At 72.3% G+C, this 25,821-nt stretch carries 26 protein-coding genes; 4 read left to right on the top strand and 22 right to left on the bottom strand.

Annotated features, from left to right (window positions below; genetic code table 11):
- From ACFIF2_RS04730 to ACFIF2_RS04710, 5 genes are read right to left on the bottom strand one after another with little or no spacing between them, the layout of a single operon-like run.
- Positions 1 to 840 (bottom strand): [LysW]-aminoadipate kinase, encoded by an 840-nt coding sequence (locus ACFIF2_RS04730; protein ID WP_395571197.1) that lies wholly within the window; start codon positions 838 to 840, stop codon positions 1 to 3.
- A gap of 9 nt (positions 841 to 849) precedes the next feature.
- Positions 850 to 1,872 (bottom strand): N-acetyl-gamma-glutamyl-phosphate reductase, encoded by a 1,023-nt coding sequence (argC, locus tag ACFIF2_RS04725; RefSeq protein WP_395571196.1) that lies wholly within the window; start codon positions 1,870 to 1,872, stop codon positions 850 to 852.
- A complete protein-coding gene (gene lysW / locus ACFIF2_RS04720) occupies positions 1,869 to 2,036 on the bottom strand; it encodes a lysine biosynthesis protein LysW (protein ID WP_395571195.1) in 168 nt (55 codons plus the stop codon). The genes argC and lysW overlap by 4 nt, the downstream gene beginning before the upstream one ends.
- 3 nt (positions 2,037 to 2,039) lie before the next feature.
- Positions 2,040 to 3,119, bottom strand: a complete 1,080-nt coding sequence (locus ACFIF2_RS04715) for a BtrH N-terminal domain-containing protein (RefSeq protein ID WP_395571194.1) — start codon at positions 3,117 to 3,119, stop codon at positions 2,040 to 2,042.
- The gene (locus ACFIF2_RS04710; protein WP_395571193.1) at positions 3,109 to 3,684 is read right to left on the bottom strand and encodes a hypothetical protein; all 576 of its coding nucleotides are present in this window, start codon (positions 3,682 to 3,684) and stop codon (positions 3,109 to 3,111) included. Before ACFIF2_RS04710 ends, ACFIF2_RS04715 begins: the two co-directional genes overlap by 11 nt.
- Before the next feature lie 66 nt (positions 3,685 to 3,750).
- Between ACFIF2_RS04710 and ACFIF2_RS04705 the strand changes: the two genes are divergently transcribed.
- Positions 3,751 to 4,524, top strand: coding sequence for a GNAT family N-acetyltransferase (locus tag ACFIF2_RS04705; RefSeq protein WP_395571192.1), 774 nt, complete (start codon positions 3,751 to 3,753; stop codon positions 4,522 to 4,524).
- Between the two features lie 5 nt (positions 4,525 to 4,529).
- Here ACFIF2_RS04705 and ACFIF2_RS04700 read toward each other — a convergent pair whose 3' ends face one another.
- The 17 genes from ACFIF2_RS04700 to ACFIF2_RS04620 all read right to left on the bottom strand — a co-directional run bounded on the left by ACFIF2_RS04700 (position 4,530) and on the right by ACFIF2_RS04620 (position 21,296).
- Positions 4,530 to 5,522, bottom strand: coding sequence for a transketolase family protein (locus ACFIF2_RS04700; protein WP_395571191.1), 993 nt, complete (start codon positions 5,520 to 5,522; stop codon positions 4,530 to 4,532).
- A complete protein-coding gene (locus ACFIF2_RS04695) occupies positions 5,519 to 6,370 on the bottom strand; it encodes a transketolase (protein WP_395571190.1) in 852 nt (283 codons plus the stop codon). The genes ACFIF2_RS04700 and ACFIF2_RS04695 overlap by 4 nt, the downstream gene beginning before the upstream one ends.
- Positions 6,367 to 7,674 carry a DegT/DnrJ/EryC1/StrS family aminotransferase gene (locus ACFIF2_RS04690; RefSeq protein ID WP_395571189.1) on the bottom strand — a complete coding sequence of 436 codons (1,308 nt, stop codon included), beginning with the start codon at positions 7,672 to 7,674 and terminating at the stop codon, positions 6,367 to 6,369. The genes ACFIF2_RS04695 and ACFIF2_RS04690 overlap by 4 nt, the downstream gene beginning before the upstream one ends.
- Positions 7,671 to 8,006, bottom strand: coding sequence for a hypothetical protein (locus ACFIF2_RS04685; protein WP_395571188.1), 336 nt, complete (start codon positions 8,004 to 8,006; stop codon positions 7,671 to 7,673). Before ACFIF2_RS04685 ends, ACFIF2_RS04690 begins: the two co-directional genes overlap by 4 nt.
- A complete protein-coding gene (locus ACFIF2_RS04680) occupies positions 8,003 to 8,884 on the bottom strand; it encodes a RimK family alpha-L-glutamate ligase (protein ID WP_395571187.1) in 882 nt (293 codons plus the stop codon). Before ACFIF2_RS04680 ends, ACFIF2_RS04685 begins: the two co-directional genes overlap by 4 nt.
- Positions 8,811 to 9,983, bottom strand: a complete 1,173-nt coding sequence (locus ACFIF2_RS04675; protein WP_395571186.1) for a M20/M25/M40 family metallo-hydrolase — start codon at positions 9,981 to 9,983, stop codon at positions 8,811 to 8,813. Before ACFIF2_RS04675 ends, ACFIF2_RS04680 begins: the two co-directional genes overlap by 74 nt.
- Complete coding sequence (locus ACFIF2_RS04670; RefSeq protein ID WP_395571185.1) at positions 9,980 to 10,723, bottom strand: 2OG-Fe dioxygenase family protein; 744 nt, start codon at positions 10,721 to 10,723, stop codon at positions 9,980 to 9,982. Before ACFIF2_RS04670 ends, ACFIF2_RS04675 begins: the two co-directional genes overlap by 4 nt.
- A 235-nt stretch (positions 10,724 to 10,958) precedes the next feature.
- The gene (locus ACFIF2_RS04665) at positions 10,959 to 13,583 is read right to left on the bottom strand and encodes a LuxR C-terminal-related transcriptional regulator (RefSeq protein WP_395571184.1); all 2,625 of its coding nucleotides are present in this window, start codon (positions 13,581 to 13,583) and stop codon (positions 10,959 to 10,961) included.
- Between the two features lie 305 nt (positions 13,584 to 13,888).
- Entirely contained in the window at positions 13,889 to 14,092 is a 204-nt protein-coding gene (locus ACFIF2_RS04660; protein WP_395571183.1) for an MbtH family protein, read from the bottom strand.
- 231 nt (positions 14,093 to 14,323) lie between these two features.
- Complete coding sequence (locus ACFIF2_RS04655) at positions 14,324 to 14,719, bottom strand: VOC family protein (protein ID WP_395571182.1); 396 nt, start codon at positions 14,717 to 14,719, stop codon at positions 14,324 to 14,326.
- 100 nt (positions 14,720 to 14,819) lie between these two features.
- Entirely contained in the window at positions 14,820 to 15,683 is an 864-nt protein-coding gene (locus tag ACFIF2_RS04650) for a GNAT family N-acetyltransferase (protein WP_395571181.1), read from the bottom strand.
- Positions 15,684 to 15,849: 166 nt separating this feature from the next.
- A complete protein-coding gene (locus tag ACFIF2_RS04645; protein WP_395571180.1) occupies positions 15,850 to 16,257 on the bottom strand; it encodes a DUF6278 family protein in 408 nt (135 codons plus the stop codon).
- Positions 16,258 to 16,346: 89 nt separating this feature from the next.
- Positions 16,347 to 17,126, bottom strand: coding sequence for an exodeoxyribonuclease III (locus tag ACFIF2_RS04640; RefSeq protein ID WP_395571179.1), 780 nt, complete (start codon positions 17,124 to 17,126; stop codon positions 16,347 to 16,349).
- A gap of 57 nt (positions 17,127 to 17,183) precedes the next feature.
- Positions 17,184 to 17,819: an MBL fold metallo-hydrolase gene (locus ACFIF2_RS04635; protein WP_395571178.1), complete on the bottom strand. Its 636-nt coding sequence runs from the start codon at positions 17,817 to 17,819 to the stop codon at positions 17,184 to 17,186.
- 47 nt (positions 17,820 to 17,866) lie between these two features.
- Positions 17,867 to 19,225, bottom strand: coding sequence for an alpha/beta fold hydrolase (locus ACFIF2_RS04630; protein ID WP_395571177.1), 1,359 nt, complete (start codon positions 19,223 to 19,225; stop codon positions 17,867 to 17,869).
- Between the two features lie 118 nt (positions 19,226 to 19,343).
- A complete protein-coding gene (locus ACFIF2_RS04625; protein ID WP_395571176.1) occupies positions 19,344 to 19,859 on the bottom strand; it encodes a hypothetical protein in 516 nt (171 codons plus the stop codon).
- 159 nt (positions 19,860 to 20,018) lie between these two features.
- Positions 20,019 to 21,296, bottom strand: coding sequence for a cellulase family glycosylhydrolase (locus tag ACFIF2_RS04620; RefSeq protein WP_395571175.1), 1,278 nt, complete (start codon positions 21,294 to 21,296; stop codon positions 20,019 to 20,021).
- Between the two features lie 496 nt (positions 21,297 to 21,792).
- Between ACFIF2_RS04620 and ACFIF2_RS04615 the strand changes: the two genes are divergently transcribed.
- The 3 genes from ACFIF2_RS04615 to ACFIF2_RS04605 all read left to right on the top strand — a co-directional run bounded on the left by ACFIF2_RS04615 (position 21,793) and on the right by ACFIF2_RS04605 (position 25,800).
- A complete protein-coding gene (locus ACFIF2_RS04615) occupies positions 21,793 to 23,406 on the top strand; it encodes a cellulose binding domain-containing protein (RefSeq protein WP_395571174.1) in 1,614 nt (537 codons plus the stop codon).
- A gap of 88 nt (positions 23,407 to 23,494) precedes the next feature.
- Entirely contained in the window at positions 23,495 to 24,742 is a 1,248-nt protein-coding gene (gene manA, locus ACFIF2_RS04610) for a mannose-6-phosphate isomerase, class I (RefSeq protein WP_395571173.1), read from the top strand.
- A gap of 86 nt (positions 24,743 to 24,828) precedes the next feature.
- Complete coding sequence (locus ACFIF2_RS04605; protein ID WP_395571172.1) at positions 24,829 to 25,800, top strand: ROK family protein; 972 nt, start codon at positions 24,829 to 24,831, stop codon at positions 25,798 to 25,800.
- Positions 25,801 to 25,821 lie beyond the last annotated feature (21 nt).

Raw genomic sequence — 25,821 nt, 5'->3', positions numbered from 1 at the left:
TCACAGACTCCTGAGCGTAGCGATGGACCTGACCGTGGTGCCGGCTCCGCCGAGGGCGGCGCTCACCGGGGCGGCGACGCGGCCGTCGGCGATCACGACCGTGCCGGTCCCGGCGTCCAGCGCCTTGCGGGCGGCCTGCAGTTTGGCGGTCATCCCGCCGCCCACGGCCGCTTCGGTGACCGGATCGTCCGACAGGTCGATCGACCGGATCAGGGAACCCGCGTCCGCGGGGTCGCGCAGTACGCCCGGCGCGGACGTCAGCAGGACGAGCCGTACCGGCCGGGTGCGGGCCAGCGCGCCGGCGAGGGCCGCGGCGAGCCGGTCGGCGTCCACGTTGACCGGCCCGTCGGCGCCGAGGGCGGGCGGGGAGACGACCGGCAGGCAGCCCGCCTCCAGCAGGGTGAGCAGCAGCGCGGCATCGGTCTCGCGGATCCGGCCGCTGTGGTCGTCGCGCACGACGACGGTGCGTCCGTCGAGGACGGCGCGGTGGGCGGCGCTGCGCTCGGCCCGCACCAGTGCCGCGTCCATCCCGGTGAGTCCGACCGGGCGGGCACCGTACCGGGCCAGCGCGGCCACCAGGGCGGGCTTGACCTTGCCGACGAGCGTCATCAGCAGCAGTTCGAGGGTGGCGGGGTCCGTGTAGCGGCTGGAGGAACCGCTCGGCGTGGTGAGCCGGCGCTGCGGCACACCGAGCCGTTCGGCGAGCCGGTCGACCTCGGCGGCCCCGCCGTGCACCAGGACCGTGCGGCCGGCCGGCCGGCCCGCCAGGTCGCGGCAGATCTCCTCGTGGGCGTCGGTGAGCCCGCCGCCGCACTTGACCACCGTGATCTCGTCACTCATGGAACCACCTCACGCGGGGTGCAGTCCGGGGAAGTCGAGCCCGAGCGTCTCGTCCCAGCCCATCCGGATGTTCAGGCACTGGACGGCGTTCCCGGCACCGCCCTTGACCAGGTTGTCGAGAGCGCCGACGAGGAGCAGCTGACCGTCGGCGGGGTCGAGGGCGAAGCCGACGTCGCAGTGGTTGGAGCCGATCAGGATCTTCGGCTCCGGCAGCCGGTAGTTGCCGCGCCGGTAGGTGACGACGCGGACGAACGGCTCCGCCGCGTAGGCAGTGCGGTAGGCGGCCCGCAGATCGGCCTCGGTGAGGTCACGGCTCGCGGTGGCCCGGCACAGCACCTGGACGCCCCGCACGGCGTCGACGCCGGTGGCGGTCATCCGTACGTCCAGGCCCGTCGCCTGCGCGATCTCGGCCTGGTGGCGATGGTTGAGCGGGGCGAACACCCGCAGGACGCCGCTGCGTTCGGCGTGCAGGTTCATCTCGCCGGCCGAGGCGCCCGAGCCGCTGGAGCCGACCCGGCCGTCGACGGTGACCCGCGGTGCGAGCAGCCCGGCGTCGGCCAGCGGCCGCAGCGCCAGGATCGCGGCGGTCGCCATGCAGCCGGGCACGCTGACGGAGTCGGCCGTGCGCAGGGCCGCCCGGTCGGTCTCGGGCAGTCCGCGGACCGCCCCCGCGATCAGCTCCGGCGCGGGATGCTCGCCGTAGAACTCCCGGTACCGGGCGGGGTCGGTGAGGCGCAGGTCGGGACTGAGGTCGTAGACGTGCTTGGCGCGGGAGACCAGGGTGCGGCGCCCCTGCGCGTCGGTGCCCATCGAGCCGGTCAGGAACAGCACGTCGCACTCGGGCAGCCGGTCCGGCGCGAGGTACGTCAGACCGACCCGGCCCCGCAGGTTCGGGTGGCTGCCGTCCACGCGTCGGCCGGCCAGCCGGGTCGAGGTGACCGCCGTGACGTCCACCTCCGGGTGTCCGGAGAGGATCCGGAGCAGTTCGCCTCCGATGTAGCCGGCGCCGCCGACGACCCCGACACTGATCACTCGCCCCAGTCCTCCTCGACCTCCGGCGCCACGGCGACGAGCAGCGGTTCGAGGGAGATTACTTCGAGTTCTCCCGCGCAGTCACCGCATTCGACGATCTCGTTGAGTTCTGGTTTCTCCGTGAATTCCACGGTGGCAACGCATTCGGGGCAGGCCACGTTCATCTCTTACCTCCACCCATGGGTACGCATTCCATGCCCAGAGGCTGTCGAAAGCGGCAGCTCGTGGACAGTAGGGGAAACACCTGACAGGTGCGCGGCCATGGCGTGGACCGCGTCCTCGTGGGCGGCGACGAGCCGGGCCGAGCGGCGTCGCAGACCGGTCAGGGCACCGGCCCGGTCCGGGCGCGCGGTGGCGACGGCGATCCGCAGCGCCGACCAGTGGTGGGCGACGGTGTCGACCAGCCGCGACAGCTCCAGCAGACGGCTGTCGCGAAAGCGCCGCCCGGCCCGTTCGAGGAAGGCGGCGTGCAGGCCGGTCACGGCGAGGACCGGCCCGGCCACGATGAACACCTCGTCCACGACCTCCTCGGCGTCCGGCAGCCGCTCCCAGGCGCCGGCGAGGAAACCGCGCAGTCCGGCCAGCCCGGACGTCGTGGCGTCGTCGGGCGCGGTGAGGCCGCGCAGGTTGGCGGCGACGGCCCGGCGGACGAAATCCGGGTCGCACGCGGGCAGCTCGGCCGGGTGGTCGACCCGCAGCCAGCGGTTGCCGATGGGGTTGGCCGTGAAGAACAGGTCCCGGTCGTGCCGCACGGGGTTCCCGGAGTCGCGGGCGGCGGTGAACGCGTCCAGCGTGATCGCGCCCTGGAAGGCCGGTGGCACCGGGTCGGTGACGAGGACCTCCGCCCGCTCGTCGTCGAACCCGTGGACCACGAGCAGGTGGTTGGTGTGCACGTCCCGGTACGCGGGCCGGAACGGCAGGTGGAAGTTGTCGGCGGCCACGGCGACGGGGTGCCCGGCGATCACCTCGGCCCGCACCTGTCGCCAGCCCTGTTCGGCGTCGGCCGGGGTGTGCCAGCGCGAGGTGATCCCGTGATAGGGCGCCAGGCCGCTGAACAGCGAGTCCGCGAAGCCCGGCAGGTAGTACTCCTCGCGTCGCAGGTCGCCCGGGTAGTGGAACCCCCAGGCGGCGCCGAGGACCTCCACCGGATCCGCTCCGCGCTGGGCGAGCAGCACCCCGGCGGTGGTGTGCAGGCAGTGGCCCAGTTCGTGCCGCCACGGGCGGACCCCGTCCAGCTCAACCCGCACGGCGCACCTCCGGGTCGGTCACCGCGGTGAGCGCGAAGACGTGCATCGCCGGGTTGTCCGGCAGCCGCAGGGCGACCAGTTCGCCGGGCACCGTGACGGGGACGCGCTGCTGCCAGATGGCGGGCCGGTGCCCGTGCTGGGTGTGCCGGGGATAGCGCAGGCCCCGCGTGCGGAACGCCTCGGGCTCACCGAACCGGGCGTTCGTCTCCGGCCAGAAGTCCGACATCCGCAGCCACGCGGCGCGCCGGGCGCCGTCGGCGTAGCGCAGCTCCACGTCGTCCTCGGTGCGCCGCTCGGCCGCGCCGAGCAGGTAGAGCCAGTCGTAGCGGCCCGACGGCAGGGCGACGACCTGGCCGCGGCAGCGGATGTTGTCCCCGTTGCCGCCGGCCCGCGCCGGGAACTCGAATTCCACTCCGGCGACCGTCACCGAGGAGCCCGGGGCGGGCAGGTCCTCGGCGGGAAAGGTATTGCGCCAGATGTTGAATCCGTAGGCATCACCGGCACCGGATCCCGCGATACCGAGATTGTCACAGGCCGCCGATACATCGATGACGGTGCTTATCATTCGGGAATGCACGTGAACCTCATAAGTTCCGTTTCAGAGAATCTGGCCGAAGCGGTGTCCCGGCTCGTGAGGGCGGCCTATCGCGCGGGGGACCTGGTGCCGGGCCTGCCGGCCGCCGACGGGTCCCGGGCGGGCCCCGGTGAACTCCTCGACGACGTGGCCGCCGGGCAGTTGCTCTGGGTCGCCGAGGAGGAGGGCCGGGTGGTGGGGACGGTGCGAGCGGTGCGCCCGGCTCCGCGGGTGTGGGAGGTACGCAGACTCGCGGTCGACCCGGCCTGCCGGCGCTCCGGGGCCGCCCGCGCGCTGCTGCGCCGGCTGGAGGCCGAGGCACGGGCCCGGGGTGTGCGCCGGGTGGTGCTCGACGCGGTGGTGGAGCGGGGCAATCCGCCGTTCTACGCCCGTGTCGGGTACCGCGCCGTGCGGCACTTCCCGGCCGGTGACAAACCGCTGTCCGAGGTGCACATGGAGCGTGACCCGCGCGAGGCCGCGGCCCCGGTCCCGCACGCCGCCGCCCCGGCCGGCCCCGGGCTGCTGGTCGAGTGGCGGGCGGCGCGCGGCGGCACCGTCTGCCGCCCCCGCCTGCTGACGGGCGCCGCCTCCGTGCGCACCCTGGGCGGCGCTCTGGGGGCCGATCACTGGCCGGCCGCCGGCGCGGCCGAACTGGCCCTGGTGCGCGAGACGTTGCTGAAGGAGGGGCGGGCCGCCGGGGACGGGGAGGTGTTCTTCGACCGGCCCGCGTCCCGCGTCGACGCCTTTCGCGTGCCGCGCGAGGCCCATCCCGGACTGCTGGCCTGGTGGCGCGGCCCGGCGGTGCGCCACCAGTCCCCTGCCGGGGGCTGACGGGGTCACCCGCGCCGCCGGACGACGTCGTGCGCCGCCGCCGCGATCCGCTCGGGGCTCACTCCCGCGTGCTCCAGCAGGCTCCGCTCGTCGGCGACGAAGTCGAGGTAGCCGTCCGGTACTCCGATCCGGCGCACCGGACACGGGTGGTCCTCGGCGATCGCCTCGCACACGGCGGCCCCCAGCCCGCCGACCCGCACATGGTCCTCCACGGTGACCAGGCCCCGCGTCTGACGGGCCGCGAGTCCCAGTGCCGCCACGTCCAGCGGCTTGACGGTGTGCATGTTCAGCACCCGCGCCTCGCACCCCTGGCCGGCCAGCAGCTCGGCGGCTTCCAGGGCCATCACCACGGGGTACGGGCCGGTGGCGACCAGGGTGACGTCGTCCCCGTCCCGCAGCAGACGCGCCTCGCCGAGCCGGAACCCGTACGGCTCCGTGGTGACCGACGGGGTGCGCGCCCGGCCGAGCCGGAGGAACAGCGGGCCCGGCAGGGCGGCGGTGGCGCGGACGGCGGCCTCGGTCTCGGCCGCGTCGCACGGGACGACGACGGTCATGTGGGGCAGCGGCCTGATCAGCGCGATGTCCTCGAGCGCGTGGTGTGTGGGGCCGTAGTGCCCGGCGGACACCCCCGCGTGGGTCACGACGATGCGCACGGGCAGGTTGTTGCCCGCCACGTCGATCTTCACCTGCTCGGCCGCCCTGCTCGCGGCGAAGGAGGAGATGGTGTTGGCGTAGGGCAGCAGCCCGGAGTGGGCCAGCCCCGCGGACACGCCCATGAGGTTGGCCTCGGCGATGCCCACGTTGACGTACTGGCCGGGCAGCTCCTTCCCGAAGCCGTCCTCCAGTCCGCCCATGTCGGAGTCGACGCAGAAGATCCGCGGATCGGCACGGGCCAGTTCGAGCAGGGTGCGCCGGTAGACCTCCCGGGTGGGGACGGCGTAACGCTCGGCCGCCTCCGGCCGGGCCGGTACGGGTGCGTCGGTGATCACTTCGCTCATGGCTGCCTGCCTGCCCTCAGACCCGCCCTCGCTCGCTGGTACAGCCGCGGAGTGAGCTGGACGGAGTGGCTCTTCTTCTTTCCTTCGAACAGGGCGACACCGCGCCCCTTGACCGTGCGGGCGATGACCACGGTGGGCCGGCCGTCGGCGGCGGGCGGTGCCCCGAAGACGGCGCGCAGCTCCGTGTGGTCGTGCCCGTCCACCTCGACGGCGTGCCAGCCGAAGCTGCGCCACCGTTCGGCGAGCGGCTCCAGCGCGACGCAGTCCTCGGTGCCGCCGGTGATCTGCAGGCTGTTGCGGTCCACGACCGCGACCAGATTGCCCAGCCGGTACTGGGCGGCCAGCATCGCCGCCTCCCACACCGAGCCCTCCTGCAGTTCTCCGTCGCCGAGCAGCACGTAGGCACGGCTGTCGCGGCCGAGCCGGCGCATCGCCAGCGCGACACCGGTACCGAGCGACAGCCCGTGGCCGAGCGATCCGGTGGGGAACTCCACGCCGGGCAGCCGCCCCAGGGGGTGGCCCGCCAGCCGGCTGCCCGGCCGGGTGTACGTCTCCAGCTCGGCGGGGTCGAGGAAACCGGTCTCGGCGAGCACTGCGTACAGCGCCGGCGCGGCGTGTCCCTTGCTGAGCACGAACCGGTCCCGGTCCGGCCAGTCGGGCTCGTCGGGCCGCAGCCGCAGCACCTCGGTGTACAGGTGCACGAGGACGTCCGCGCAGGAGAGGCTTCCGCCGATGTGCGCTCCGTGCTCGCAGGCTCCCATGCGCAGCACGTGTTCGCGGACGCGGTAGGCGGTGTCGGCCGCCGTCCGGTCCTTCGCGGTGGTGCCCGGGTCCGTTCCGGCGCTCATCGGGCGGCTCCGCTCGTCACCCGGTGCCACGGCGGCCGGTGGTCCATCGCGGCGGCCACGGGAGCCAGGTCGTCCAGCCGGTCCCACACCTTCTCGAAGGCCAGCGCGACGAGGTCGAGGACCGGTGCGCAGCGCGGGTTGAGATGCCAGCGCTGGAGGGTGACCGAGTCGTCGATCACGGCGAGGCTGACCTCGTAGGCGTCGATCGGGACGTCCAGGCCGCGGAAGGCGGGCTGTCCCGGCAGCGGTACCACCTGGTAGGGCTGCACCGGTACGCCCTCGGCGCGCAGCGCCCGCTGCACGGTCGCCCGGAACGCGCCGGCCGGCAGACCGGGCCGGCCGGCGGCGACGGGGTCGAAGCGCAGCCGCAGGATGTGCCACGCGTGGGTGCGGTCGTCGGGGCAGGTGGGCACCGTCACTCCCGGGAGCCGGTCGAGCCTCGCCAGGAAGCGCCGCACCACCTGGTCCCGGGCGGCGGAGTCGTCGTCGAGGCGCTCCAGCTGGCAGCGGGTGAAGGCGGCCTGGACCGCGCTCATCTTCTCGTTGCCGGCCGGCACCCGGGAGAGGTAGTCGCGTTCCCGGCCGGCCCGCAGGTCCTCGCCGAACTGCCGGTGGAGCACGACCCGTTCGTGCAGTGTCTCGTCGTCGGTGGTGACCAGGCCGCCCTCGCCGCAGGTGGGCAGGTTCTTGACGACGTTGAGGCTCACGGCGTTGATGTCGCCGAGCGAGCCGGTCCGCCGGCCGTGGTAGGTGGCACCCTGGGCCTGGGCGGCGTCCTCGACCAGGTGCAGCCCGTGCCGCTCGGCCAGGGCGCGCAGCGCGACCATGTCGCAGGGCAGCCCGTGCAGGTGCACGGCGATGACCGCTCGGGTCCGGCCGGTCACGGCCTTCTCCGCCGCGACGGGGTCGATGGTGTAGGTGACCGGGTCGATGTCGACGAAGACGGGTACGAGGCCGCGCTGGAGAACGGGCACGGCGCTGCCGATGAACGTCAGCGCGGGCACCAGGACCTCCGCGCCGGGTTCGATGTCCAGTGCCGCCAGGGACAGTTCGAGGGCCGCGGTGCCGTTGGCGACCGCGGCGCAGTGCGCGGTGCCGACGTAGCGGGCCCAGTCCCGCTGCAGCGCGCTGACCTCGCCGCGGCCGGCGTCGTTGGAGGTGAACAGGCCGCCGTCCAGGACGCCGCGCAGCGCCTCGTGCTCCCGGTCGGTCACCACCGGCCAGCCCACCAGCTCCCTGGTGGCGTCCTGTCTGCCGACCACGCGGTCGCCGCCGAACATGGCCAGTCTGCCTGCGTCGGTCATGCCCCCGCCCTCCGTTCCTCGGTGCTGTGCTGCGAGACGACCGCGGTCATCGACCGGACGGTGAGGTCCGGGGCGGCCGGCAGCCGCACGGCCCGCAGGGCGTCCCTGCGCGGCACCGGCAGCCAGACGGGGCCGGTGCCGCCTTCGGGGACGACGAAGTGCTCCGGGTCGACGCCGTGCGCGTAGTGCAGCCACGCCGTGCCGACGGTCTCGGCGTGGTCCGGGGCCCCCACCTCGATGCGCAGCCAGTCGTACCGTCCCTCGGGCACCTCCAGGAGTTGCCCGGCGCACGGCAGCGGGGCGGCGACCGGGACGGGCACGAGCCGGTTCACCGGCCGTCCTCCGGCTCGAGCCGGCTCATGACGTAGTCGACGTAGGCGCCGACCAGGTCCACGTCGAGCACGTCGATCGCCCCGTGGAACTCGGGGGTGTGGTTGACCTCGTTGACGTGGAGGCGGCCGTCGCGGTCCTCGATCACGTCCACGCCGAGGACGCCCTCGCCGATCGCGTCGGCGGTGGACCGCAGCACCTTGACCAGGTCGTCGGTGAGCGGGCAGACCTCGGCGCGGCCGCCGCGGGCGGTGTTGGTGCGCCAGTGGTCGTGCCGGACCTTGTAGATGGCGCCGACTACTTCGCCGCCGAACACGTAGGCCTTGATGTCCCGGTCGGGTTTGTCCACGTACTGCTGTACGAAGGTGATCTGGTGCTGCGGTCCGGACAGTGCCGCCCGGTGTTCGAGCAGGGCCTCCGCCTGCTCGTGGTCGTGCATCCGCGCGGCCAGCCGGCCCCAGGAGCCGGTGAGCGGCTTGACGACCGCCGGGTAGCCGAAGCCGTCCAGCTCGTCGAGGACGGCGTCCGGGGTCATCCCGGCCAGGGCGGGGATCGTGGGCAGTCCGCCGTCGCGCAGGGCGAGGGTCGTGAGGAGTTTGTCTCCGCACAGCCCGATGATGCGGGAGCTGTTGACGACGGGGACACCGGCGTGTTCGAGGAGGCGGCAGGCGTAGAGGTTCCTGGTGTGGGAGATCTCCCTGCTGAGCGCGCCGCTGTAGGGCAGCCGCAGCGGCTGCCCGTTGTCGAGCCGCACGAGGAACCTCCGTGTGTCGACCTGCTCGAAGTCGATGTCGCGGCGGCGGAGTTCAGCGAGGAGCAGCCGCTCCTCCAGTCGCACTCTCGATGTGAGGACGGCCAGCTTCTTGGCTTGTGCGGTCACGGTCTGACGCTCCCTTTCCCATGCGCGCGGCATCCTTGTGAGTCCGGGCAGAGCGCAGCGAGTCGACGAGCCGGGGCAGCGCGTCGGTCAGCACGTCGACGGCGGCCAGGTACTCGGGGATCTCGATGTGTTCGTCGTCGCTGTGGCAGAGCCGGGAGTTGCCCGGGCCGTAGGCGGCCGTCGGCACCGGCCAGTGCCGGGCGACCACGTTCCAGTCGGAGGTGCCGAGTTTGAGTTTGGGCACGGGGCGTCGCCCCCGGCGGGACAGGGCCGTGCCGAGCGCCCGCACCACCGGGTTCGACCGCGAGGCCCGTACGGCGGGCACCTCCTCGATCACCGTGACCCTGCTGTCCGGTACCGCAGCGAGCCAGGACGTCAGAGCGGCGGCGTCGAAGCCGAGCGGGGTTCGGCAGGAGACCTCGACCGTGGCCCGCTCCAGGTCGGCGGCCGTCGCCACGAGGGTGGGCAGCGTGCGCTCGAACAGCGGGGCTTCCGCGTCGTCGGGGGCGAGGACGGCACGCAGCGACTGCCAGAAGGCGAAGGCCGCCTCGGCCGCGGTCGGCTGGTCGGAGCTGGTGTGGGCGGGAGGCCGGGTGAAGTCCGTCCGGAACCGGAACACGCCCTTGTAGCCGATGCCGATGGAGTGGGCGCCGCTGGGTTCGCCGATCAGGAGGGCGTCGGGGGCGGGCCGGTGCAGGAGGTGCCGGGCGCCGTGCGAGGTGGCCTCCTCACCGACGGCGCCGATCACGACCAGGCGTCCGGGGACGCGGTCGGCCAGCCGGGCCGCGGCGCAGATCATGGCGGCCAGGGGGCCCTTGGCGTCGACGGAGCCGCGGCCCGTGAGCACGTCGCCGTCCCGGCGCACCGGCAGGGTCCCGGGGACGGTGTCCATGTGCCCGAGCATCATCACCTCGGGCCCGTCCGGGTCGCCGACGGCTCCGTGGACGTTGCCGACGGCGTCGACGTGCGTGTCGAAGCCGGCGGCCGCCATCCGCTCGGTGAGCAGGGCGGCCAGTTCCGCCTCCTGCCCGGAGAAGGACGGGACGGCCACCATGGAGCGGAGCAGTTCGGTCTCGTCGACGCCGGCCGGGCGGGTCACGCGTCGCTGCCGATGGGGTTGATGTCGACCAGCAGCATGTCGCGCACGGCCCGTTCGCCCACCGCGCGGGTCGGCGACACCTCGTGGGTGACGAGCCGGTCGTCGACGAAGAGGGAGTCCATCTGCTCGGTGAGGGTCAGCCGCACCGCCTCGCCGCGGTCCGGGTGGACCGTCGACTCACCGCCCACGCAGCCTTCCCGGCGGATCAGGTGCATGCCGATGTAGCAGTGCCCGTCGCGGTGCCGGCCCTCGGGGGTCGGCAGGCCCTCCTCGCCGGCGTGGGCGATCATCCGGATCTGGTGGATGCCCACCTCCCAGCTCCGCCCGCCGGTGATGGTGTGGGCCAGACCGGTGTCGAAGCCGACCAGGGCGGTCATCGCCGGGTGCAGCAGCGCGTCCTCGCCGGCCGGTGCGAACGAGCGGTCGGCGCCCTTCCACAGCGGGATGCCGTCCTGCCGGAAGGTGGTGTGGGGCAGGACCTCGAACTCGGTGCCGTCGTCGCGGATCTCGACGCGCAGCCTGCCGTAGCGGCGCTGCCGGTACCGTCCGCCGTCGTGCAGGGTCGTGTCGAGCGGGAGGTCGGTCCAGAACCGGGCGAACTCCGTGAGCTCGCCCTGGGCGAGCAGCGGGCGCACCTGCGCACCCGGCAGTACGGCGAAGCCGTCCCGGACCGTTTCCTCGGCGAGCCCTTTCATCCGGTCCTCCATGAAGTCGCTCGCGGCCACGCCGACGGCCCCCATAGATCCCTCCGCTGGATCGAAACCTGTGTGATGCCGGGCCCGTTGCGGGTCGGGACGGCCCTCAGAGTCTGCGTCCAGCCTGTCACCGCCGAGGCCGTCGGACCTGTCGGTCATTGCCCTGACTGTCCCGCGCGAAGGGAGCGCGACCACCGCGCCGGTACCGTGGAGCGCCCGCGTGCGGGCATGACTGCGGCGGACGCCGGAGAGGGACCGGCGTCCGCCACGGGAGGGTCGGTCAGCGGACGGCGGCGGTCCGCCGGGGGCGGGCGATCACCGAGGAACGGCCGACCATGCTCGCGATCTCGGCGCGCGAGGAGACGTTCAGCTTGGTGAAGATGCGGCCGAGATGGGTCTCCACGGTCTTGTGGCTGACGTCGAGCTGGCGGGCGATCTGCCGGTTGGTGCGGCCCTGGCTGACCAGACTCGCGATCTCGAACTCCCGCTGGCTGAGCATGAACTGCTCCTCAGGGGCACCGGCGCCCGCCGCGGTGGCGGTCTCCAGTTCGGCGCGCAGTTCCCGCACCCACGCCGCGAGGTCGCGCACGCCGCTGCCCTCGACCACCGCCTCGGCGGCGTCGAGGTGCTTCTCGGCCCCGGCGGGTACGCCGAGTGCCAGCAGGGCCCGGGACGCCAGCAGGTGCCCGGTGCCGGCCTCCAGCACCTGTTCGCCCGCGGTGCCGGCGTCGATGGCCTCCAGCGCGTGGGCCAGTGCCTCGGCGGGGTCGTCGGCGACCCTGGCCCGGGCCGTGGCGACGGCTCCGGCGCTGCCCGGCAGGTCCACGGCCTCGGCCGCGGCCTGCAGCCGGGCCACGTAGGCGCGGGCCTGCTCCCGCCGGCCGAGGGCCAGCTCGGAGCGGCCCAGCAGGTCGTAGGCGCGAGGGTGGCACCACATCGGAAGCTCGGGGAGCGCCGGTCCGCCCCCGGCGTCCAGCACGGCGGCCAGGCAGTCGGCGGGGTCGCCGTGGGCCAGCAGCGTCGCGGCCTGCGCCAGCCGGGCGTGGCGCCAGGTGGGGCTGTCCGGGGTGACCGCCTCGCAGGCGGCACGGCTGTCGGCGAGCGAGTTGAGCACCGCGCCCTCCGCCAGCGCCGTCTGGGCGCGCAGCGTGAGGGCCATGGCGAGCAGGTCCTCGCAGCCCGGGCTCCGGGCCAGTTGGATCGCCTGCTCGGCGTGGCTCTGGGCGCTCTCCAGCCGCCGCTGCCGCAGGTGGACGGTACCGAGCCCGACGAGCAGCGGGATCGTCGACTGCCACTGGCCGTAGGCCTTGCTGAGCGCGAGGCCGCGGGAGAAGTGCCGCAGGGCCGGGGCGAGGTGTTCGAGGTGCAGTTCGGCGAAGCCGAGCTGCCACACGGCGTCGAGGCCGCGGGCGAGCTGGTCGTCGGTCTGCCGGTCGAGGATCTGGGCGGCCTCGGCGGCGCTGCGCCCGGCGGTCACCGAGGCTCCCCTGGCCAGCGCGGTGGAGGCGTGGATGGCGAGGGCGAGCGACTGCAGCATCTGGTCGCCGCTGCCCACGGCTCCGAGCAGCGCGTCCTCGGACCACTCCCAGCCCGTGTCCCAGACGCTGGTGGCCGCCAGGGCGAGCCGCAGCCGGCTGGCGCCCACCGGGGTGTCGCTGCGGCTGACCGCGCGGTGCAGCATGGCGCGCGCCTCGGTGTACCGGCCGGCGTACTGGGCGAGGACGGCCCGGCACTCGATCGCCACGGCCGCGTCGGCACCGGCGTCCGCGTCGGCCCCGGCCTCGGACTCGGTCAGCGCGTCGCGCCGGCGCAGCGCTTCCCAGCCGTCGCCGAGGCGTCCGGTCAGCACGGCGCCGCGGGCCAGTGCGGAGAGCAGGACGCGCCGGCGCTCACGGTGCTCGGAGCCGTCGCCGGTGAGCCGCAGTGCCGTGCGGTACCAGGCGGCCGCGGTGTCCGGATCGCTCAGCTCGATGGCCCGGGCGGCGGCGGTCAGGGCCGCGCCGCGCTCCGGTCCCTCGCCGCCGACCCGCTCCACGTGCTCGGCGATGCGGACGGCGGGCTGGTTGCGGCTGTGCAGCGCGTCGATGGCCCGGGCGTGTGCCCCGAGCCGCCAGCCGTCCGGCGTGGTGCGGAAGATGACGCCGCGTACGACGGAGTGGCGGAAGACGAAGCGGGCGGGCACGGAGTCCGGCCGGACCAGGTCCCGGGCCAGCAGTTCGTCGAGGGCGACCAGCACGGTCGGGTGGTCCATCTCGGCTACGGCGGAGGCGACTTCGAGTTCGAAGGTGTCCCCCACGACCGCGGCGGCCTGGGCGACGAGCCGGGCGGTGTCGGAGACCCGGTCGAGGTCCATCAGCACGGGCGCGGCGCGTTCGACGGGGATCTCGGCTTCGGTCCGCAGCAGGGACTCCCCGCGGCAGCCGGGGCCCCGGCAGAGCGACGTCAGGAGGTCCAGGTAGCGCGGATTGCCGCCGCTCTCCTGGTGCAGCGTCATCTGGTGGCGTCCGCACAGGTGGTCCGGGAAGAGTTCCTCGGCCGCCTCGCGGCTCAGACCGGTGAGCGGGAGTTCGTCGACGTCCCACTGCGCCTGCGCGCCCCCGAGTGCGGCGAGCAGCCGGTTGGCGATGCCCCGGGGCCGGTACGCCAGTACCAGGGTGATGTCGGTGCGCGGCGAGTGGCGGAGCAGTTGCTCCAGGGCGATGTTGATCCGGTGCGTGGCGTCGTGCAGGTCGTCGACCAGCAGCATCAGGCCACCGGGGCCGACGAGTTCACGCAGCGGCGGGAGCGAGGTGAGGGATTCGAAGGGGCCCTGCTGGCGTTCGGCCGCGGTGCAGGCCACCACGGTGGCGTCCGGGATCTCGGTGGCGAGGTCCAGGAATTCCGTCAGCAGGCGGGTCTTCCCCACTCCCGCTTCTCCCGGAATTCTGATGAGTCCGGGCCGGTCCCGCCGATTTCTGAGGGCTCCCGCGAGGGTGGTCAGTTCTTCCTGCCGTCCGGTGAAGCGTGTGTCGGACAATGCCGATCCCCCGTTACCGATGATGCTTCGGTTTACCTGCTTCTGGGCGTGCAATTGTTGAATCGCGCACGAATGGGCCGACCTCGTTCTCTTGGGGAACGATCGGCGGATCGTGCGGAAAGACGGAAAAGGAGCAGGAAGCCGCGGTCCCCCGTCGCGGGGCCGCGGCCGGCCCCTGGTCGATCGTCGGCCGGTTACTCGGCCATCGCGTTGCGCAGGCTCAGCGGGCGCATGTCGGTCCAGACCTCTTCCACGTGGGCCAGGCATTCCTGCTTCGTGCCCGTCACACCGACCTCGCGCCAACCGTCGGGAACCTCACGACCCGTGGGCCATATGGAGTACTGCTCCTCGTCGTTGACCACCACGGTGTACGTGATCTCGCTGTCGTTCTCGTTCACGACATTCTCCCCGTTAGACGATTATTCCAGCCGTGCACTACGGCAGTCGCGCACCGGGTGAACGATTCACCTGCGCGGGCATCACGCTCGGGTCGGGCCTGTCGGCCGCCGGTGACGCCGTCTTAGATCCTGAGATCGCGAGCACCCGTTGTCAACATCACCCACGGAAAAGCCAGTTCAGGCCATTGTCACGGCAATGATCGATCGGTGACGCGGTATCAACCCCATGCGCTACTCCGAGGAAGCGGGGGGCAGCGCGGAGCGTTCCGATTCAGACAGCAGGACGCAGAACTCATTGCCCTCGGGGTCGGCGAGGACGACCCACCCCCAGCCGTTCGGCTTCCGCCGGTCGTCCACCAGGGTGGCGCCCAGGGCCAGCAGCCGCTCGACCTCCGCCTCGCGCGAGGTGTCGGGGCGCAGGCACAGGTGCAGCCGGTTCTTGCCCGCCTTCGGCTCGGGCACCTCGTTGAAGTGGAGCGCCAGGCCGTTCGCCAGCTTGATCTCCGCCTCGGGGTCGTCCGGTTCGTCCTCGGCGTCCAGCGGACGGCCGGTCACCTCGCTCCAGAACTGGGCCAGTCGGTACGCGTTCGCACAGTCCACGGTCATGTTCGTCACCGAAGCCACCATGCGAGCGATCATTGCCGAACCCGGTGGTAACCGCCACCGGAAGCGCCGAACCGGCGTGAAGTCGCAGGTGAGGGACGTGACTTCGCCGCGGACCGAAGACTCAGGGCACCGGGCCGAGAACCTGGTGCCCCGCGCTCCGCAGGGCGGCGTACGCCCGTTGCCGCAGCGATCGGGGCACCAGCACCAGGTCCGCGTGGTAGGTGGAGGCGACGAAGACCGGCACGGCCGCGCCGGCCAGGGGCGTGATCACCGCGGCCAGCAGTCCCGGGACGTCCAGCCCGTGGCCGGCGTCGGCGTCGTACAGCCCGGTCCACCGCTCCTCCTCGGGTGTCGCCGGGGACGCCTCCCGGATGACGGTGAGCCCCTCCGGGGCCCGCACCAGGGCGTGCCAGTCCGCGTCGGCGGGCTCCCGGAGGTCCGCGCGGTGCTCCAGCGCGAAGACGGGTCCCAGGATCCTGAGCCGGAGGGCGGAACCCGTGCCGATCGCGCCGGCGGGGCCCGGGCCGCCGTCCGGCGGGGTCGTGCCGAGGTCGAGCACCGCGTGGGGCGTGCCGGGCGACGGCACCCACCCGAGCCGCGCCTGGAGGGCCGCGCCGGCGCCGACGGCCGTCTCGCAGCGGACCAGGCGCCGGCCTCCGTCCCGTGCCACGGAGAAGAACCTCTCGCACAGCGCGGTCGCCACACCGCGCCGGCGCGCCCTCGGGGCGACGGCGACGTGGTGCAGGTGTGCCGTGCGCCGGTCGGTCTGGGAGAGGGAACCGATCAGGAGGCCGACGAGTGCGCCGTCGGCGTCCTCGGCGGTGCAGCAGGTCGCGAGGATGTCCTCGAAGAGGAGCCGCGACCTGGCCGGGTGCGCGCCGGCGCCGGGCGGCCCCGGACACCAGGCGTCGAGGGCCCGGACCACGCGCGGGTGGTCCGCGGCGCGCGCGGGACGGACGGACAGGGCGGGGAACTCTGTGGTCACCGGCGCATGATCCCCTGCCGGGCGCCGCCCGGACAGTCGGGGACTTCCCTGGCAGGGCCGGCCCCGACGTCAGCGGTGGGGGCACGGCCGGGGGCCGGGGGCACGGACGGCCGGGGCCGGTGGCACGGACGGCCGGAGCGCCACGCGGGAGGGGCCCGCCGGAGGATCACGCCTCCGCGACCTCGCCGTACAGCTGCGACAGCTCGGGCACCCCGGTCGCCGCCCACGCGTGACCGGACGCCACCACGTCGAACTCCCGGCCGGAGGCGAGCCGGACGACGGGCTGCCCGTCGGAGCGGATGGTCCAGGCGGCGCCGGGGACGGTACGCACGATCACGGTGCCCAGGTAGAGCCCCGCGTCGTTGCCGAGCCAGGTGAGGACGTCCTCGTCGCCGCGCCAGCGCGGCAGCACCTGGTCGAGCTGCTCCAACGAGAGGGCGGAGTCGTCGAGTCCGACCCCCTCCCGCAGCGCCCGCGAACGCAGCAGGTCGCAGTCGGCGAGCAGCTCACCGATGCCCTCGGCGTCATGAGCCCGAGGATCGTGGCGCCGCTTGCCCAGGAAGGGGAAGTTCATACCTCCAGACTGTCATTCGTACCGCCTCGCACACCACAGGGCACGCAGAAGCGGGCAGGACGAGGGCGGCGAGGCGGACGGGACGCCGCCTAGACGTCCAGGTCCACCACGACCGGTGCGTGGTCCGAGGCGCCCTTGCCCTTGCGCTCCTCGCGATCGACGTACGAGTCGGTGACCGCCTTGGCGAACGGCTCGTTCCCGTACACCAGGTCGATGCGCATGCCGCGGTTCTTGGGGAAGCAGAGCTGGCGGTAGTCCCAGTAGGTGAAGGGGTGGTCGTACTTGAGCGGGCGCGGGACCACGTCGGACAGGCCGGCGCCGCGCAGGGAGGCGAGGGCGGCGCGCTCGGCGGGGGTGACGTGGGTGGAGTCGTCGAAGGCGGCGCGGTCGTAGACGTCGTCGTCGGTCGGGGCGACGTTGTAGTCGCCCATCACCGCGAACGGGCGACTCCCGGCCGCGTCGCCCTCGACGGCCGCGCGCAGCGCCTCCAGCCACTGGAGCTTGTAGGCGTAGTGGGCGTGCGCCACCTCGCGGCCGTTGGGCACGTACACCGACCAGACGCGGACCGGGCCGCAGGTGGCGGAGATCGCGCGGGGCTCCTGGAGGCCCTCGTAGCCCGGGTCGCCGGGCAGGCCCTTGACGACGTCCTCGATGCCGACGCGGGAGAGCACCGCCACCCCGTTCCACCGGCCGGTGGCGTGCACCGCCGCTTCGTAGCCCTTCTCGCGCAGCGCGTCGAAGGGGAACTGCTCCTCGGCGACCTTGGCCTCCTGGAGGCAGAGCACGTCGGTGCCGCTGCTCTCCAGCCAGGCGAGCAGCCTCGGCAGGCGGGCGGTGATCGAGTTCACGTTCCAGGTCGCGATGCGCATGTCCCACAACTTACCGGGCGGCACTGACAGCCCCTCCCCGCCCCGGGCCCGGTCGCCTCACACCCGCGCGGAGTCCCCGGGGGTCAGCCGCAGGTGCTCCGAGCCGCCCAGCTCTCCGATCTGGCGGTCGTAGACCGGCCGGGCGAGGTCGGTGAGCAGCGCGTCGTGGATGTCGTAGGCGCGCCGCGGCTTCACCTCGCGGACGTAGTCGATCACCTCGGAGATCTTGTTCCACGGCGCCATGACCGGGAGCATCAGCGTCTCGACGGGGTGGTCGGGGACGGTGAGGGCGTCGCCGGGGTGGAAGACCTTGCCGCCGTCGACGAGATAGCCGACGTTGGTGACGCGCGGGATGTCCGGGTGGATCACCGCGTGCAGCTCGCCGTGCACCTGTACGTCGAAACCGGCGGCGGTGAAGGTGTCGCCGTGGCCGACGGTGTGCACGCGGCCGGGGAACGCCGCCGAGATCTTCTCCGCGACGGACTTCAGCGTCCAGATCTCGGCGGCCGGGTCGGCCTCCATCGCGGCGCGCAGCCGCGGCTCGTCGAAGTGGTCGGGGTGCTCGTGGGTGACGAGGATCGCGTCCGCGCCGAGCGCGGCGTCCTCCTCGCTGAACCCGCCGGGGTCCAGGACGAGCGTCCGCCCGTCCTTCTCGAGGCGGACGCAGGCGTGCGACTTCTTGGTGAGCTTCATGACTCCATCCTGCCGCCACCGGCGGCGGGACGGCGGCCCGGCGGGACTCACTCCGGCGGGGTGGTCTCCTCCCGGATGACCTGCTGCGCCACCCGGAAGGCGCCCCCCGCGGCCGGCACGCCGCAGTAGACGGCCGCCTGGAGCAGTACTTCCTTGATCTCGTCCGGGGTGAGGCCGTTGCGCAGGGCGGCCCGCAGGTGGGCCGGGAGGTCCTCCAGGTGCCCGCCGGCGACGAGGGCGGTGAGGGTGACGCAGCTGCGGGTGCGCCGGTCCAGGCCCGGCCGGTCCCAGATCTCGCCCCACGCGTACCGGGTGAGCAGTTCCTGGAAGTCCCCCGAGAACTCGTCCGCCCGTGCCAGCGCCTGGTCGACGTGCGCGTCGCCGAGCACCTCGCGGCGCACCTTGAGGCCCGCGTCGTACGGGTCGGGCCGCCCCTGCGCCGTGGCCTGCGGCGGTACGGCGGCGGCCGGGGCGATCTCGGCGATGGGCCCGGCCTGCGGCGGGGGCGGGGCCATCGCCGGCTGGACGGGGGCGGAGGAGGGCGGTCCCGGGACCACGGGGGCGGCGGGAGGGGCGGCGTGGGCCGCCGGGACGGCGATCTGGCCCGTGGCGGCGTCGTGGGCGATCTGCCAGGCGGTGCTGAAGTGCCGGACCAGCAGGTCGGTGACGGCCGCGGGCTGCTCGACCGGCACCAGGTGGGAGGCGCCGGGGACGACGGCGAGGCGGGCGTCCGGGATGCCGGCGACCAGGGTGCGGGCCTCGGCGGGACCGGTGACCTGGTCGTCGGAGCCGACCAGGACCAGGGTGGGGACGCCGACCTGCCCGAGCCGGCCGCGCACGTCGAACGCGGCGAGCGCCTCGCAGGAGGCGATGTAGCAGCCCGGGTCGGTGGTCCGGACCATCTGCACGGCCCATTCGGTGATCGCGGGCTGGGCGGCGGCGAACCCTCCGGTGAACCACCTCTCCGGCGCGCTGCGGGCGATCGGGTCGAGCCCGTTGGTGCGCACGATCACGCCGCGCTGGCGGAACTCGTCCGCCGTACCGAAGCGCGGCGAGGCCGCGATCAGCGCGAGGGAGGCGAGCCGCTCGGGGTGGCGCAGGGCCAGCTCGATGCCGACGGCGCCACCCAACGCGCAGCCGGCGTAGCCGAAGCGCTGCACGCCGAGCCCGTCGAGGGTCGCCAGCAGCCGCGTGGTGAGCTCGGCGACGGACCCGGCCGGGTGGGCGGGCGCGCCCCCGTGCCCGGGCAGGTCGAACCGGAAGACCCGCCACTGCTGCGCCAGCTCGGGCACCTGCCGGTCCCACATGTGCCAGGTGGTACCGAGGGACGGCCCCAGGATCAGGACTGGTAGGTGTTCTGGCCCGTCAAAGCGGTATTGCAGCGTCTCGGTCTTGCCTTCGGTCACGGGTTCACACCTTCATCTGTCACGATCTGTCACACGCCCCCTGCGAGACCTCGCCACGCCTCCGCCGCCGGAAGCAGGTCCGCCACGTCCGGCTTCACGTACCACTTCTTCGTCGTCTTCACGTTGGTGTGCCCGGCCCACATGGCGAGCGGGTGATCCGGCACCCCGTTGTTGGCGAGGTAGGTGAGGCAAGACGCCCGAGCATCGTACAGACGGACCCTCGAAGGCCGTTTGCATCCATTATTTTGTAGGCCCGCGTTCGGAGCTGCCGACCGTTCAGCGCGCACCCAAGTTCATCCACGAGCGCATACCCACCGCACTCGCACCCCTCACCCACCGCCAGGCGTTCCACTGCCTGCGTGGCGCGGAACCTCTTCAGCGCCTCCCGTACGAGGCTCGGGAGCGGCAACATACGCTCCCCCGCCATGCTCTTCGTATCCTTCTCCACCACCGTGCGGCGCCCTATCATGGTCCGGGTGTTGGCGATGCTGAGCGTGGCAGCGTCCAGGTCGATGTCCGACCACCGCAGGCAGCAGACCGCCGCCCAACGGAGCCCCATCACGGACAGCAGCAGCGCGAACAGGCGGTCGCCCTTCATCGCAGCATCGAAGGCACCCACCTCCGAGGCGTTCACTCAAGGGATGCCGAGGCTCCTGGTCGCGCTGGACGAAGCGGCACCCAGGCGGCCCGAATTCGGAATCTCACGTCCGTGGCCAACGCCTGGCGTCGCCGTACGGCCGAATGCCCCGCCCCCTGGGACTTCCCCTGGGCGGGGCACTACCGCATCCGCCGGTCAGCGATCCGCCGCGCCGCCCCGGACGACACAGGACCGGCTGTTCTCCCAGCCCCACCCGTCACCGTCGGGATCCGAGGCGCTGCCGTTGGCGCAGTACGAGTACCCGTTGGGCGCGAGCCCGCCCGGGACCACGCACGAGCGGCTGTTCTCCCAGCCCCACCCGTCGCCGTCCGGGTCGGAGGCGCTGCCGTTCACGCAGTACGGGTAGCCGTTGGGAGCGGTGCCGCCCGTGCTGCCGTCGTCACCGCCACCGTCGTCACCACCGCCGTAGACGGTGGCCGTCTTGGACGTGGCAGCGATGCCGTTGCTGCCGTTGAAGAAGCGGTCGCCCCAGCTGGTCAGCGAGTTCGGGTCGAAGCCGTTGACCATGTCGAGGTACTCGACCCCGCTGCCGTTGCCGCTCCAGGACCAGCCGATGTAGCCGATACCGAGGGACTGGGCCGTCGCCATGATGGCGTCCTCGTCGGGGTTGCCGTCGCTGTGCTGGTCGCCGAACTCGCCGACGACGATGGGCAGTCCGTTGCCGACGAAGGCGTTGAGATAGTCCTGCACCTCGGCGGCGGTGTCGTAGACCCCGTACATGTGGATGGAGAAGATGGTGTTGCGGTCGGGGTCGGAGGCGAAGACCGAGGCCGCGTTGGACCGCATCGTGCCGGACCAGTCCTGGCCCCAGTTGGGTGCGTCGACCATGAGGGCGTGGTCGATGCCGGCGCCGCGGAGCTTGGTGATGGCCGCCTTGGTGGCGTCGGTCCACGCGGTGTAGTTGGTGTTGCCGAAGGGTTCGTTGCCGATGTTGACGACGACGTAGTCCTCCTGGCCCTCAAGGGCGCTCTTCACGCTGATCCAGTAGTCGGCCGCCTGGTCCAGGCTGGTCGCGGCACCGTCCTCGCCGTAGCCGGTGGTGTCGTGCACCTCCAAGACGCAGATGACCTTGTTCGCCTTGCACTGCTCGATGAGCGTGGAGACCTGGGACGCGTTCGTCTTCGTCCAGCGGCCGCCACTGCCGAGCACGACGCGGACGGTGTTGGCACCCTTGGCCGCGATGTCGGCGATGGAGCTGGTCTGCTCGGGGTACCAGGTGTAGGCGTGGTTGACGCCGCGCATGACGAATGCGTTGCCGTTGCCCTCGACGACGCGTCCGTCGCTGACGTGGATACCGCCGTCCGCCGCCTCCGCCTTGCCGGTTGACGGCCCGGCGAGTGAGAGCAGCAGGCCGAGGACGGCGGCGAACGCCATCCCCGCCGTCGTGATGAGTGTGCTTCCTGGCTTTCGCATGTGTCTCCTCGGGGGTGAGTGGGACGGGGTGACGGCACCTGACCGGGTGCGCTGGGCGCGCGGTGCCGGCGCATGCGGATGACAACGATGTCAGACGGCGGGAGGGGCCGCCCGACACAGGCCCTCACAGGCGTCGGGGGTTGCGGAGCAGGCGCCGGACTAGCGGTGTGACGGGGACGACGAGGCAGCGGGAGGGGCTGCGGACCACCCAGCGCCACACCATGAGGCACCGGATGTTCCATCCATGTCAATAGACGGTTCAAGATTCGCCTCAGCAAGTCGAGAAGCCCTCGCGTACTAAACCGCTAAACGCGCTGCCCAGCACCAAGAGACGGTCACGAGTGGGCAGTTACCAGCAAGAACGCACTCTGCGCGATTGATTGACAGTCGAAGTAGACGCCCCTACGTTCCTCCCCGATTAACCGGTACATGCAAGTCACCTCCGAACGAGAGAGCCGCTATGCATGGTCACCCCCTCCCCTCATCCAGACGGTATGTGACGCCTCTGGTGCTCCTGCTCGTGGCCGCGTTGGCGGGCGCGTGTCCGTCGCTCATGCGCCCGCCCCCGGCCTCGGCCGCAGCCGAGGACTCCTTCGTCACGCGCTGCGGGATCCGCTTCTGCCTCGACGGCGAGGAGTACTACGTCGCCGGCGCCAACGCCTACGACCTGTTCACCTTCGGCTCGGGCTCCGGCGACACCGAGACGCAGTACATGGACAAGGAACGCATCGACGCCCACATGGCACGCATGCGCGACGACGGTGTCGACGTCGTCAGGCTGTGGATGTTCGGCCACGAGAGCTGGCACGGCTTCGAGAAGTCCGAAGGCGTCTACGACGAGCAGCAGTTCGCGCTCTTCGACTACGTCATCGAGTCCGCCAGGACGCACGGGCTGCGCCTCATGCCGGTCTTCGAGAACTACTGGGAGGCATACGGCGGCATCGACACGCGCCTGGGCTGGGAGGGACTGTCCGGTGGGCAACCCGCCCGTGCCGCGTTCTTCGACAAGGACCGCTGCCCGGGGTGCTTCACGTCCTACAAGAACTACGTGAGCCACGCCCTCAACCGGACGAACCACTACAGCGGTGTCAAGTACAAGGACGACCCGACCATCTTCGCCTGGGACCTGATGAACGAGCCGCGTTACGAAGGCCAGAGCGACGAGGAGAACGTCGAGGGGACCACACTGCGAGCCTGGGTCGACGAGATGGGGGCCTTCGTCAAGGAGATCGACCCCAACCACCTGCTCGGCGCCGGCATCGAGGGACACGGCACGCAGTACGGCTTCGGCGGCGACGAGGGCAACCCCTTCGTCCACCTCCAGCAGTCGCCCTACCTGGACTTCACCTCGGCGCATCCCTACCCGACCGAATACTGGGCCGACCTGACCCTGGACGAGACGAAGGAACTGGTCCGGGCCTGGATCACCGACTCGCACGAGAAGGTCGGCAAGCCCTTCTTCATGGGTGAGTTCAACGTCCACAACGTCGACCGGGCGGCCTGGTGGAGCGAGATCTACGCCGACTTCGAGGCGGCCGGCGGTGACGGCAGCGCCTTCTGGTGGTACCAGGACCGCGAGATCGACGGGAAGTTCGGCGTCACCCAGGGCGATCCGGAACTCGACGTGTTCCGTGCCCACTCCGCCCGCATGGCCGCCAAGAGCGGTCACACCTCCCCGACCGGCACCCCGACCTCCTCGCCCTCCACCGGAGAGCCGACGACGACCCCCGAGCCGACCACCACACCGGACCCGACCGGCACACCCACCGCGTCCCCCACGGTCGGCACACCATGCCGGGTCGACTACCGGCTGTCGGACTGGGGAACCACCTTCAACGCGGACGTCACGATCCACAACACCGGCAGCACGGCGGTCGACCGGTGGGAGCTGTCGTTCACCTTCCCCGGCGGCCAGTCCGTCACGCAGATCTGGAACGCCACCCGCGTCCAGGACGGTCGCAGCGTGACCGTGACCCACCCCTCGGGCTACAACACGTCCATCGCACCCGGAGCGACTGTGAACTTCGGGTTCAGCGGCGCCTCGCAAGCCGGCACGAACGGCGTTCCGGACTCCTTCACGCTGAATGGAACATCCTGCTCGTCAGCGTGACGGAAAGCGGACCGTACTAACTATACCGGTTCAATAACGGGACCCGGGCAGCTCACGGAATCTGTTCAGACACGGTTAACGTACGACCGTGGATCTACTTCAACCGATCATCAAGCCATACGCATGGGGTTCACGCGACGCGCTGGCCCGGCTGCAGGGGAGGGACACCCCGTCGGCCGGGCCGGAGGCAGAGTTGTGGATGGGCGCGCATCCGTCCGGCCCCGCGGGGTTGACCCGCGACGGACGGGCCACGACACTCCTGGACGCCGTGGCCGGCGATCCGGACGGGGAGCTGGGGGGCGCCTGCGCCCGGACGTTCGGAGGCAGGCTGCCGTTCCTGCTGAAGGTGCTGGCCGCCGAGCAGCCGCTGTCCATCCAGGTGCATCCGGACCGGGACCAGGCCCGCTCGGCGTTCGCCGCCCAGCAGGCCCGCGGCGGTCACGGCCCCTACGCGGACGACTGGCCCAAGCCTGAACTGCTCTACGCGCTCAGCCGCTTCGAGGTCCTGGCCGGATTCCGCGACCGCGAGGAGGCCGCACACCTCCTGGAGAACCTCGGGATAGACGGCCTTCGCCCGGTGATCGGACTGCTGCGAGCCGGCACCGGTGAGCAAGCCCTCTCCGAGGCCCTGCGCGCCCTGCTCGAACGGGCACCGGACGATCGCGCGCCGCTGGTGTCCGCCGTCGTGGCGTCGAGCCGGCGCCTGGCGCGGTCCGCGCACCCTCATGCGGCCGCGTACGCAGCGGTGGAACGCATGTCAGGGCATCACCCCGAAGACCTCGGCCTGGTGGCTTCCCTGTTGCTGGACCACCGGGTTCTGGAGCCGGGTACCGCCCTGTTCATGCCGGCGGGCGGACTGCACGCCTACGTGCACGGGGTCGGCCTGGAGCTGCTCGCCAACTCGGACAACGTGCTGCGCGCGGGACTGACGAGCAAGGAGGTGAACGTGCCGGAGCTGCTACGGATCACCGACCCGACGGTGCGCGTGCCGGTGGTCGTGCCGAAAAGCGTCCCGGGGCCGGGTTCAACCTGGCTGTACGACTGCCCGGTGGCGGAGTTCGCTCTCTACAGGACCGAACTCGACGGCTCCAGCGGGCCCCTCGTACCCGCGTCCGGCCCCCGTATCGCCTTCTGTGCGGACGGATCGGCCCGACTGAGCACGAGGACCGGGGACACCGAGCCGCTGCGCCTCGGCCCCGGCGCCTCCTGCTTCCTTCCCGCTTCGGACGAGGAAGTCCTGGTCGAGGGCGAAGGAACGCTGTTCGTGGCCGCCGTGGGCCTGCTCCCGGAAGATCACGGCGCGATCGCCCAGAATTCGTTCGCTTCGCTGCAATGACAACGTTGTCGCATCACCGGTTTCCTCGTCGCGTTCACATCACGCTTCGAGGTTTCCGGTGACCGACTGGAGAAAGGACCACATCGGTGTACGCCGCCCTGGACATCGGAGGGACAAAGATCGCGGGAGCGCTGGTGGACGAAGGGGGGTCCGTCGTCCACCGAGCCGAACTCCCCACGCCCGCGAGGGAGTCCGCCCAACGCATGGCACGGACGATCGACGCCGTGATCGACACCCTGTCGGCCGCCCCCGCCTGGGGCACCGTGCGGGGTGTGGGCATCGCCAGCGCAGGCCCCGTCGACACAGCGGCCGGCACGGTCAGCCCCGTGAACATTCCCGCCTGGCGGGACTTCCCCCTCGTCGAGAGTGTGCGCGCCCATCCGCTGCTCTTCACCGGCCTCGAACCGGTCCTGCTCGGGGATGCCGTGGCCATGGCCGCCGCCGAACACTGGCTGGGGGCTGCTCGGGGCGTGGACAACGCCCTGTGCATGGTCGTCTCGACGGGCGTCGGGGGCGGATACGTCCTGGGCGGCCGACTGCATCCCGGCCCTTCGGGCAACGCCGGGCACATAGGTCACATCTCCGTCGGCATCGACGGACCGCCCTGCGCCTGCGGGGCGCGGGGATGTGTCGAGGGGTACGCCAGTGGCACCGCCATCACCCGTTACGCCGTGCGGACGGGCTGGTCGCCGGGGCCGGGTTCGCAGCCCTCGGCCGCCGCGGTCGCCGCGTCCGCGCGCGAGGGCGACGAGCGTGCCCTGGCTGCCTACGACCGTTCGGCCCGGGCGCTGGCCGCCGCGATCGCGGGCAGCGCGGCGCTGCTGGAGATCGAGGTCGCGGTCATCGGAGGCGGTGTCGCACAGGCGGGCGAGACGCTGTTCACGCCCCTGCGCCGCCATCTGCGCGCGTTCGCGGTCCTCGACTTCGTGCGTGATCTCGAGGTGCGTCCCGCCGCTCTGGCACGGGACGCCGGGCTCATCGGTGCGGCGGCGGCCCGGCAACAGTTCGTCGAAGGGGGCGGGGCGGCATCGCCCGTCGTTCACGAAACCAGTGCTTAACCGGTTTCGTGACACTGCTGG

Source organism: Streptomyces sp. BK79 (assembly GCF_044142145.1).
Lineage (GTDB): Bacteria > Actinomycetota > Actinomycetes > Streptomycetales > Streptomycetaceae > Streptomyces.
The sequence above is the reverse complement of the archived record's forward strand: the minus strand, read 5'-3'. Positions and strand labels throughout refer to the sequence as shown.